This window comes from Mycolicibacterium flavescens (assembly GCF_001722335.1).
In the GTDB taxonomy this organism is placed as follows: domain Bacteria; phylum Actinomycetota; class Actinomycetes; order Mycobacteriales; family Mycobacteriaceae; genus Mycobacterium; species Mycobacterium flavescens.
This window is the reverse complement of record NZ_MIHA01000010.1, coordinates 192631-202992: the sequence shown is the minus strand read 5'-3', so window position 1 is coordinate 202992 and position 10362 is coordinate 192631. Positions and strand designations below refer to the sequence as shown.

General features: G+C 69.9%; 9 protein-coding genes. 4 read left to right on the top strand and 5 right to left on the bottom strand.

Going from position 1 to position 10362, the window contains the following annotated elements; translation table 11 throughout:
- A partial coding sequence (locus tag BHQ18_RS30530) for an NADH-quinone oxidoreductase subunit H (RefSeq protein WP_234794194.1) occupies positions 1-238 on the bottom strand: 238 nt, incomplete at its 3' end.
- 94 nt (positions 239-332) lie between these two features.
- Here BHQ18_RS30530 and BHQ18_RS15735 point away from each other — a divergent pair.
- On the top strand, positions 333-1916 hold the full coding sequence (locus BHQ18_RS15735) for a PucR family transcriptional regulator (RefSeq protein WP_069414548.1): 1584 nt from the start codon (positions 333-335) through the stop codon (positions 1914-1916).
- Here the strand turns inward: BHQ18_RS15735 and dapC are convergent.
- The gene (dapC, locus tag BHQ18_RS15730) at positions 1913-2983 is read right to left on the bottom strand and encodes a succinyldiaminopimelate transaminase (RefSeq protein WP_372516622.1); all 1071 of its coding nucleotides are present in this window, start codon (positions 2981-2983) and stop codon (positions 1913-1915) included. The two genes, BHQ18_RS15735 and dapC, sit on opposite strands and share 4 nt — an antisense overlap.
- Before the next feature lie 35 nt (positions 2984-3018).
- Positions 3019-3342 carry a ferredoxin gene (gene fdxA / locus BHQ18_RS15725; protein ID WP_069414546.1) on the bottom strand — a complete coding sequence of 108 codons (324 nt, stop codon included), beginning with the start codon at positions 3340-3342 and terminating at the stop codon, positions 3019-3021.
- Between the two features lie 264 nt (positions 3343-3606).
- Here fdxA and BHQ18_RS15720 point away from each other — a divergent pair, with 264 nt between their 5' ends.
- The 3 genes from BHQ18_RS15720 to BHQ18_RS15710 all read left to right on the top strand — a co-directional run bounded on the left by BHQ18_RS15720 (position 3607) and on the right by BHQ18_RS15710 (position 6886).
- On the top strand, positions 3607-4164 hold the full coding sequence (locus BHQ18_RS15720; protein ID WP_069414545.1) for a PadR family transcriptional regulator: 558 nt from the start codon (positions 3607-3609) through the stop codon (positions 4162-4164).
- Positions 4161-6170 carry an NADPH-dependent 2,4-dienoyl-CoA reductase gene (locus BHQ18_RS30770; RefSeq protein ID WP_069414544.1) on the top strand — a complete coding sequence of 670 codons (2010 nt, stop codon included), beginning with the start codon at positions 4161-4163 and terminating at the stop codon, positions 6168-6170. Before BHQ18_RS15720 ends, BHQ18_RS30770 begins: the two co-directional genes overlap by 4 nt.
- A gap of 116 nt (positions 6171-6286) precedes the next feature.
- Positions 6287-6886, top strand: coding sequence for a DUF1353 domain-containing protein (locus tag BHQ18_RS15710; RefSeq protein ID WP_069414543.1), 600 nt, complete (start codon positions 6287-6289; stop codon positions 6884-6886).
- 4 nt (positions 6887-6890) lie between these two features.
- Here the strand turns inward: BHQ18_RS15710 and BHQ18_RS15705 are convergent, their stop codons facing one another.
- Together BHQ18_RS15705 and BHQ18_RS15700 are read right to left on the bottom strand one after the other, a co-directional pair.
- Positions 6891-7439 carry a YceI family protein gene (locus BHQ18_RS15705; protein WP_069414542.1) on the bottom strand — a complete coding sequence of 183 codons (549 nt, stop codon included), beginning with the start codon at positions 7437-7439 and terminating at the stop codon, positions 6891-6893.
- Positions 7440-7594: 155 nt separating this feature from the next.
- Positions 7595-10174, bottom strand: a complete 2580-nt coding sequence (locus BHQ18_RS15700) for a bifunctional FO biosynthesis protein CofGH (RefSeq protein WP_069414541.1) — start codon at positions 10172-10174, stop codon at positions 7595-7597.
- Positions 10175-10362 lie beyond the last annotated feature (188 nt).

Sequence of the window (10362 nt, the reverse complement as noted above, 5' to 3'; positions counted from 1 at the left end):
CGGCGATCACCGGCGCGGCGAGGTAGACGAACTTGTCGACACCGGTCGGCACCAGGCCCTCTTTGAGCGCCAGCTTCACACCGTCGACCAGCGACTGCAGCAGCCCCTTAGCGACGGGTTCTTCGCCGGGTTCCAAGGCGGCCAGGGCTTCGAGGAGGCGGGCTCGCTCCCCGGATCCGGGCGCGTAGTCGTGGACGGGTTCGTTGACCGGTAACGGCACCTCGGTGACGGCATCCATGCAGCGATGATGGGCGCTCACCGCCCGCGATCCGATAGCCGATACGACAAGGCCGGTCGCGGTCTATAGTCGGATCGAACAAAGGGGTACGGCGATGGGTGTGCGCTCCGGACTGGGGCTCGGCCAACTGCTGCTGGCCCTCGACCGCACGATGGTGACGCTGGTCGAGGCGCCGCGCGGGCTGGACCTACCAGTGGGATCGGCGGCGCTCGTCGACGCCGACGACGTCCGCCTCGGGCTCGCCGTCGGCCCCGGTTCGGCCGACGTGTTCTTCCTGCTCGGCGTCAGCGACGCCGACGCGATGCGCTGGCTCGAGCAGCAGTTCGCCGGCACCGGCCGGACACCGGCCGCGATCTTCGTCAAGGAGCCGACCGAGACCGCCGTGCGGCGCGCGGTCGCGCTGGGCACCGCGGTCGTGGCGGTCGAGCCGAGGGCCCGCTGGGAGTCGCTGTACCGGTTGGTCAATCACGCGTTCGAGCACCACGGCAACCGCGACGACCCGCAGTACGACGCCGGCACCGACCTGTTCGGGCTCGCCCAGTCGATCGCCGACCGGACCCACGGGATGGTCAGCATCGAGGACGAGGGCTCGCATGTCCTGGCGTACTCGGCCTCCAGCGACGAGGCCGACGATTTGCGCCGGCTGACGATCCTGGGCCGGGCCGGGCCGCCCGAGCACCTGGAGTGGATCGGCCGCGAGGGCATCTTCGACGCGCTGCGCGCCGACGCCGACGTGGTCCGGGTCGCGGAGCGACCGGAGCTCGGGCTGCGCCCGCGGCTGGCCGCCGGTATTCACCTGCCCGCGAGCGACGGTCGTCCGCCCCGGTTCGCGGGAACCATCTGGCTGCAACAGGGTTCGGCGGCGCTGGCCGACGACGCCGAACTGGTGCTGCGCGGCGGTGCGGTGCTGGCCGCCAGGATCATGGTGCGGCTCTCGGCCACACCGTCCAGCCACACCGTGCGGGTGCGCGAGCTGCTCGGCCTGGCCGGCGACGAGGTCGACATCGCCGCGGCGGCCCGCGAACTGGGGATCACCGCCGACGGCCGCGGCGCGCTGGTCGGCTTCGTCGACCCCGACGGCCGGGCACCTCAGGATGTGATCGCGTTGTCCGCGAGCGCTTTCCGCGCCGACGCGCAGACTGCAGCCTTCGATGACCGGGTGTATGCGCTGTTGCCGAAGGCGGGTGCGCCGTCGACGGTGACGTCGTGGACGCGGGGCGTCGTCGCCACCCTGGAGGCCGAACTGGGCCGTTCGCTGCGTGCGGTGGTGGCCGCGCCGGTCGAGGGGCTCGGCGCGGTCGCCAAGGCGCGCGCCGAGGTGGACCGCGTGTTCGACAGCCTGGCGCGGCATCCGGGCACCTTCGGCGCGGTCACGTCGCTCGACGACGCCAGGACGACCGTGCTGCTCGACGCGGTCGTCGCCCGCGTCGCCGCCGACCCGCGGTTGATCGACCCGCGCATCCGCCGGCTGCGCGAACAGGATCCGATGCTCACCGAGACGCTGGCGGCCTACCTCGACGGGTTCGGCGACATCGCCGCCGTCGCGCAGCGTTTGCACGTCCACCCGAACACGGTGCGCTACCGGGTGCGTCGTATCGAGAGCCTGCTGTCGACGTCGCTGTCGAATCCCGACGACCGGTTGGTGCTCGCGCTGGCTCTGCGCGCGACGGCGCCCTAGGCCGTCAGCCGCTCCACCGCCGCGGCTATCCGCTCGTCGGTCGCGGTCAGCGCGACCCGGACGTGCTTGGTGCCGAGGGGGCCGTAGAACTCGCCGGGCGCGACGAGGATTCCGCGTTCGGCGAGCCAGCCCAGGGTGTCCCGGCACGGTTCACCGCGGGTCGCCCACAGGTACAGCCCGGCCTCGGAGTCGTCGACGGTCAGCCCGGCCGCCTGCAGCGCGGGCAGCAGCAGGTCCCGGCGCTTGGCGTAGCGGGCCCGCTGTTCGCGCTCGTGCTCGTCGTCCTGCAACGCCGCGACCATCGCGGCCTGCACCGGCGTCGGCACCATCATCCCGGCGTGCTTGCGCACCGCCAGCAACTCCGCCACGAGCGCGGCGTCTCCGGCGACGAATCCCGCCCGGTATCCCGCCAGCGACGACGTCTTCGACAGCGAATGGATGGCCAGCAACCCGGTGTGGTCGCCGTCGCTGACCGACGGGTGCAGCACCGACAGCGGCTCGGCGTCCCAGCCCAGCCCGAGGTAGCACTCGTCGGAGGCGACGACGACTCCGCGCTCGCGGGCCCACCCGACGACCTTGCGCAGGTGGTCGACACCGAGCACCTTGCCGGTCGGGTTGCTCGGCGAGTTGAGGTACACCAGCGCGGGCGAGCGCGGACCCACCTGCGTCAGCGAGTCGGCGAGCAGGATCTGCGTGCCCGCCAGCCGCGTCCCGACTTCGTATGTCGGATAGGCCAATTCGGGCACGACGACCAGATCGTCGGCTCCGAGCCCGAGCAGCGTCGGCAGCCAGGCGATCAGCTCCTTGCTGCCGATGACGGGCAGCACCGCGTCGTCGCCCAACCCCGTGATGCCGTAGCGGCGCGCCAACGCGTCGACTGCGGCGCGGCGCAGGTCCGGGGTGCCGGCCGTGGTCGGATAGCCCGGCGACGAACTCGCCGCGGCGAGCGCGTCGCGGATCACCGCGGCGACCGGGTCGACCGGTGTCCCCACCGACAGGTCGACGATGCCGCCCGGATGCGACCGGGCGAGCGCGGTGACGTCGGCCAGGGTGTCCCACGGGAACACCGGCAGCGACGCGCTACGCGGCTGACGAGCCGTTGTCAGTCCTCACCTTGCGGCGGCAGGCTCTTGACCGGTTCGGGATCGTTGTCGGTCTGCCCGACCTTCGACGCGCCACCCGGGCTGCCGAGTTCAGCGAAGAAGTCGGCGTTGATCTGGGTGTAGCTGCTCCACTGGTCGGGCACGTCGTCCTCGTAGTAGATCGCCTCGACCGGGCACACCGGTTCGCAGGCGCCGCAGTCCACGCACTCGTCGGGGTGGATGTAGAGCATCCGGGCACCCTCGTAGATGCAGTCGACGGGGCATTCCTCGATGCACGCCTTGTCTTTGACGTCGACACAGGGTTCGGCAATGACGTACGTCACTGTGTTCTCCTCAAGATGTCCTCGATCTCCTGTCCGGTGGGCTGCCGTACGGGTAGGGCAATTGAACTCGGCCGCAAGTATCCGTGGTCGCTACTTGGACGGTCGTCTCAGTGTGCCCTAACTTTCCGCGCAACCCTGGTTAAGGGTGGCGCGTGGTTACTGATACTAAACGTCGCACATACAAGTGCCTAGTGAGACACCCCTGTGCAATCTGTCGCAGTGCAACAAGTTGCATAGGGAGGTGCTGCGACCTAGGCTTCCGCTGTGGCTCTCCCCCACGCCATCCTCGTGGCGCTGGCCGAACAGGCGGGTAGTGGTTACGAGCTCGCGCGCCGGTTCGACCGGTCCATCGGCTACTTCTGGGCCGCCACGCACCAGCAGATCTACCGCACGCTGCGGACCATGGAAGACGACGGCTGGGTGCACGTCACGCCGGTGGTCCAGCAGGGGCGGCCGGACAAGAAGGTCTACACCGTCGCCGACGCCGGACGCGCCGAGCTGGCCCGCTGGATCGCCGCGCCGCTGAGCGGCCGCGGCAGCACGGTGGCCGACACCCGCACCCGCGACCTTGCGGTGAAGGTGCGCGGCGCGGTGTTCGGCGACGTCGCGGCCGTGCGCGGGCAGGCCGCGGCGCTGCGCGCCGAACGCGCCGCGTTGCTCGACACCTACCGCGAGTTCGAGAAGCGGCAGTTCCCCGACCCGCGCGCCCTGCGGGGGTCCGCGCTGCACCAGTACCTCGTCCTGCGCGGCGGCATCCGCGCCGAGGAGAGCGCGATCGACTGGCTCGACGAGGTCACCGCGGCGCTTCAGGAGGACCGGTGAGTTACCCGCACCTGCTGGCGCCGCTGGACCTCGGCTTCACCACGCTGCGCAACCGGGTGGTGATGGGCTCGATGCACACCGGTCTGGAGGACCGCGCCCGCGACACCGACCGGCTGGCCGCCTACTTCGCCGAACGGGCGCGCGGCGGCGTCGGGCTGATCATCACCGGCGGCTATGCCCCCAACCGGACCGGCTGGCTGCTGCCGTTCGCCGCGCAGTTGGTCTCGTCGGCCGAGGCGCGTCGGCACCGCTCGATCACCGCGGCGGTGCACGAAGCGGGCGGCAAGATCCTGCTGCAGGTGCTGCATGCGGGACGCTATGCGTACCATCCGTTCTCGGTCAGCGCATCATCGATCAAGGCGCCGATCAACCCGTTCCGCCCGCGCGCGCTGCGCGATGTCGACGGCACCATCGACGACTTCGTGCGGTGTGCGACGCTGGCGCGTGAGGCGGGCTATGACGGCGTCGAGATCATGGGCAGCGAAGGGTATCTGCTCAACCAGTTCCTGGCGCCGCGAACCAACAGGCGCACCGACGCGTGGGGTGGCACGGCGCAGAAACGGCGGCGGTTCCCGGTCGAGATCGTCCGGCGCACCCGCGCCGCGGTGGGCGACGACTTCATCGTCTGCTACCGGATGTCGATGGCCGACTACGTCGAGGACGGCCAGAGTTGGGACGAGATCGTCGCGCTGGCAACCGAAGTCGAGGCTGCTGGCGCGACGCTGCTCAACACCGGCATCGGCTGGCATGAGTCGCGGGTGCCGACGATCGTCACGTCGGTGCCCAACAGCGCGTTCGTCGACATCAGCAATGCCGTCGCCGACCACGTCACGATCCCGGTCGTCGCGTCGAACCGGATCAACATGCCGGCGGTCGCCGAGCAGATCCTGGCCGAGGGGCAGGTGCAGTTGATCTCGATGGCCCGCCCGCTGCTGGCCGACCCGGACTGGGTGGCCAAGGCGTCGGCGAATGCGGCCGACGAGATCAACACGTGCATCGCCTGCAATCAGGCGTGTCTGGACCATGCGTTCGCGCACAAGACGGTGTCGTGCCTGCTCAACCCGCGGGCCGGGCACGAGACGAAGCTGGTGCTGGGGCCGACGCGCCGCGCCAAGCGGGTCGCGGTGGTCGGCGCGGGTCCCGCCGGTCTGGCCGCCGCGGTCACCGCCGCACAGCGCGGACATCGGGTGACTTTGTTCGAGGCGGGCGCGACGATCGGCGGCCAGTTCGACCTGGCCAGAAGGATTCCCGGTAAGGAGGAGTTCGCCGAGACGATCCGCTACTACACCCGGATGCTCGACAAGCACGGCGTCGACGTGCGGTTGGGCACGCGCGCCGACGTCGACGCGCTGGCCGGTTTCGACGAGATCGTGCTGGCGACCGGTGTGCGGCCGCGACTGCCCGACATCCCCGGTATCGACCATCCGATGGTGCTGTCCTACGCCGAGGCGATCACCGGCGGTTGCGTCGGTGACTCGGTCGCCGTGATCGGCGCGGGTGGAATCGGTTTCGACGTCAGCGAGCTGCTGGTGACCGACGAGTCGCCGACGCTGAACCTCAAGGAGTGGAAGGCCGAGTGGGGTGTCGCCGACCCGGCCGAGGCGCGCGGCGCGCTGATCCCGCCGGTCCCTGCGCCGCCGGCCCGCCGGGTGTATCTGCTGCAGCGCACGGCGGGCCCGCAGGGCAGGCGGCTCGGCAAGACGTCGGGGTGGGTGCACCGCGCGTCGCTGAAAGCCAAAGGGGTCGAACAGTTGTCGGGCGTGAACTACGAGCGCATCGACGACGCCGGGCTGCACATCAGCTTCGGGCGCAGGCGAACGGGTGCCCGCGTGCTCGAGGTGGACAACGTGGTGGTCTGCGCCGGCCAGGAGTCGGTGCGCGATCTCGTGGACGCGCTGCGGGTCCGCGGTGTCGAACCGCACGTCATCGGCGGCGCGGCCGTCGCCGCGGAACTCGACGCCAAGCGCGCGATCCGGCAGGGCACCGAAGTCGCCGCCACGCTGTAGCCGGCCCCCTTGCACCGCGAGCGTGCGCGCCTGCACACGACACGCCGCGGAATTTCAGCAGTTTGCGCACGCTCACACCCTCGCGAACTTGCTATACCTGCGGCATGGAGCGTTGTGTGCCACCGACCGATCAAGCCGCCGTCCTGCACGTCCGCCAGCTCACCGCCGCCGAACTCGACGCCGTGCAGGCCGCAAAGAAATTCTTCAAGGAGAGCGCCTGGGACGAGTGGCGGACCACGCGGCCGCTGAAGTTCGACCGCCCGAACGACGCGTTCGAGGTCGATGCGGACTTCGCCACCGACCTGGTCTCCGTGCCGGGCGCCGTCGCCTGGTTCGTCCCGCGCGCGGGTCGCTATGCCCGCGCGGCCGTGCTGCACGACTATCTGTGGCGGTACCCGGACCGCACCGGATGCGACCGCAGACAGGCCGATTACCGCTTCCGGCTGCAGATGCAGCGTGACGGCGTCAGCCTGCTGCGGCGCTGGATCATCTGGAGCGCGGTGCGGCTGTCGGCGATCGCCCAGGGCAAGGGTGGTGAGGGCTGGCCGAAGGATCTGCCCGGCGCGTTGCTGCTGGTGCTGTTTGTCGCGGCGCCGATCATCGTCGTACCCGCCCTCACCATCCTGCTGGCGACGGTCGTGTTCTGGGTGCTGGAGTCGGCGGTCGCGCTCGTGGTGCCCGACGAGGCGCCGACGCCGATCCAGCTCAAGACCTGAGCGATCAGGCCTGTTTGACGGCCTCGATCTCGAGGTTGATGGTGACCTTGTCGCCGACGACGGTGCCGCCGGTCTCCAACGGCATGTCGAGGTCGATTCCGAAGTCCTTGCGGTTGAGCACGACTGACGCCTCGGCGCCCGCGACCTCGCCCTGTCCCATGCCCGGGTTGACCCCGACGAAGTCGACCTCGAGGGTGACCGGCTTGGTGACGCCCTTGAGCGTGAACTCGCCGTCGAGAAGATAGGTGTCGCCGTTGGGTCGCACCCCGGTCGAGGTGAACTTGGCGAGCGGGTGGTTGGCCGCGTCGAAGTAGTCGGCCGACTTCAGGTGGGTGTCGCGCTGCTCGTTGCGGGTGTTGATCGAGTTGACGTCGATCTCGGCGGTGACCGAAGGAACGCCGTCGTCGCCGACGGTGATCGTCCCGCTGAACGTGTCGAAGGTGCCGCGCACCTTGCTGACCATCAGGTGGCGTACCGAGAAACCGATCGTCGAGTGCACCGGGTCGATGGCCCAGGTGCCGGTGCTCAGACCCGTGGATAGCGCTGTAGTCATAGAAGTCTCCCTTCGATAGATCGTGGCGGTGACTGACCGTCACCTATTAGGTAAAAAACGGACCGCGGTCCGGATCTATTCCCCGGGTGCGCTCAGCGCGCGACGGACGTGCACAGACTGCTGATGGATCGCGGTGCACGTTCGCGCCAGGGAGGTCAGGCGACCAGCGGGGCGTAGGTGGTCGTCCGCTGCCGGGCCGGGCGCCCGATCCCCTCGGCGATCGCGACGAGTTCCTCGACGGTCTTGTGCGAGCCGAACTCCGAGCCCGCCATCCGCGAGATCGTCTCCTCCATCAACGTGCCGCCCAGATCGTTGGCGCCGCCGTTGAGCATCACTTGCGTGCGCTCGACCCCGAGCTTGACCCAGCTGGTCTGGATGTTGTCGATCCGGCCGTGCAGCATGATCCGCGCCAACGCGTGCACGGCGCGGTTGTCGCGGTGCGTCGGGCCCGGGCGCGCGCCGCCGGCCAGGTACAGCGGCGAACTCTGGTGCACGAACGGCAGCGGTACGAATTCGGTGAACCCGCCTGTGCGGTCCTGGATCTCGCGCAGCACCCGCAGATGTCCGACCCAGTGGCGCGGCTGGTCGACGTGGCCGTACATCATCGTCGACGACGATCTCAATCCGACCTCGTGCGCGGTGGTGACGACTTCGATCCACATCGACGTCGGCAGCTTGCCCTTGGTCAGGACCCAGCGGACCTCGTCGTCGAGGATCTCCGCGGCGGTGCCGGGGATGCTGCCCAGCCCCGCCTCATACAGTGAGGTCAGCCAGTCACGGATCGACAGACCGCTGCGGGTGACACCGTTGGCGATCTCCATCGGCGAGAACGCGTGCACGTGCATCGACGGCACCTTGGCTTTGACCGCCCGCACCAGGTCGGCGTAGCCGGTGACCGGCAGTTCGGGGTCGATTCCACCCTGCATGCACACCTCGGTCGCACCGGCGACGTGCGCCTCCCACGCCCGCTCGGCCACCTCGTCGACCGACAGCGAGTAGGCGTCGGCGTCGCCCTTGCGCTGCGCGAACGCGCAGAACCGGCAGCCGGTGTAGCAGATGTTGGTGAAGTTGATGTTGCGGTTGACGACGAACGTCACGTCGTCGCCGACGGTGTCGTGGCGAAGCGAATCCGCCAGGGCGGCAACGGCATCCAGAGCGGGGCCGTCGGCGGTCGCCAGCGCCAGGTACTGGTCGTCAGACAGCCCGGCCGGGTCGCTTTCGGCCGCGCGCAGCGCCGCCAGCACGTCGGTGTCGACGCGTTCGGGCGCGCGCGCGGCCAGCTCGGACACCTTCTCGCGGATCGACTCCCAGTCGCCGAACGCGCTGTCCAGGTCGCTGCGCGTCTCGGTGAGCCGGCCCGCGTCGTCGATGGCCGAGTGAAGGTCGGTGCGGCCCAACGACTCCGACGCCTCGTCGGGTTCCTGCCACGGCCGCCCGACGGGGTTGACATCGCGCGCGAACCCGGTGTCGGGGTCGGCCAGCGCGTCGACGTGCCCACGCACCCGCGGGTCGATCCACGCCGCTCCGGCCTGCACGTACTGCGGTTGCGCGGTGAGCCGCTGCACCAGGTCGTAGCCGGCGTCGGCGGTCACCGCGGCCAGCTCGTCGAGCGCGGGCCACGGGCGTTCGGGGTTGACGTGATCGGGAGTCAGCGGCGAGACGCCACCCCAGTCGTCGACCCCGGCGCCGACGAGGGCCAGGCACTCGTTGCGCGACACCAGGTTCGGCGGCGCCTGCACCCGCATCTTGGGTCCCATCACCAGCCGGGTGACCGCAACGGTCGCCAGGAAATCCTCGAACGCCGCGTCGGGGGCCGACGCCATCGCGGTGTGGTCCTTGGCGCGGAAGTTCTGCACGATGACTTCCTGCACATGACCGAATTCCTTGTGCGACCGACGGATCGCGTGGATGGTCTCGGCGCGTTCGGTGAGCGTCTCACCGATCCCGACCAGCAGGCCGGTGGTGAACGGGATCGACAACCGACCCGCGTCGGTCAGCGTCCGCAACCGGACTTCGGGGTCCTTGTCCGGGCTGCCGTAGTGGGCCAGCCCCTTGGTCTCGAACAGCCGTCGCGACGTGGTCTCGAGCATCATGCCCATCGAGGGCGCCACCGGCTTGAGCCGCGACAGCTCCGACCAGCTCATCACGCCGGGGTTCAGGTGCGGCAGCAGCCCGGTCTCTTCCAGCACCCGCACCGACATCGCGCGCACGTAGTCCAGCGTCGAGTCGTACCCGCGCTCGTCGAGCCACTGACGAGCCTCGTCCCACCGCGCCTCGGGACGGTCGCCGAGCGTGAACAACGCTTCCTTGCAACCGAGTTCGGCACCGCGACGTGCCACCTCGAGGATCTCGTCGGGCTCCATGAACATGCCTTTGCCCTGGGCGCGAAGCCGCCCGGGCACCGTGACGAACGTGCAGTAGTGGCAGGTGTCGCGGCACAGGTGCGTGACCGGGATGAACACCTTGCGCGAGTACGTGATCGGCAGTCGGCCCGAGGCGCCGCGACGGCCCGATGCCGCCAACCCCGCGTCGCGCACCCGCGCCGCGCTGGCGCACAGGTCGGCGAGGTCCTCGCCGCGCGCGGTCATGGCGATCGCGGCTTCGTCGACGTTGAGCGCCACGCCGTCGCGGGCGCGTCGCAACACCCGCCGCACAGCGGCAGGACTGGGTGCATCGGGCTTCGGTGGAATCACCGGATTGGGCAGATCGGCGCCTCGCTGAGGGTTCAGAGCCACTCCCCTGTAACCCCGGTGTCGACGAGAATCATCCCCGCTGTTCCACCTTCTGGTTTCAGACGCGCCTGCCATCCGCCGGACATAGGGGCCACCCTAGTCCTCGGGATTCGCGGGGGTGCGCGCCACGTCGCGCTTCGTTCCGTGAAACACCCGCATCGATCTGACATGCGCGTAAGTTGCTGGGCACA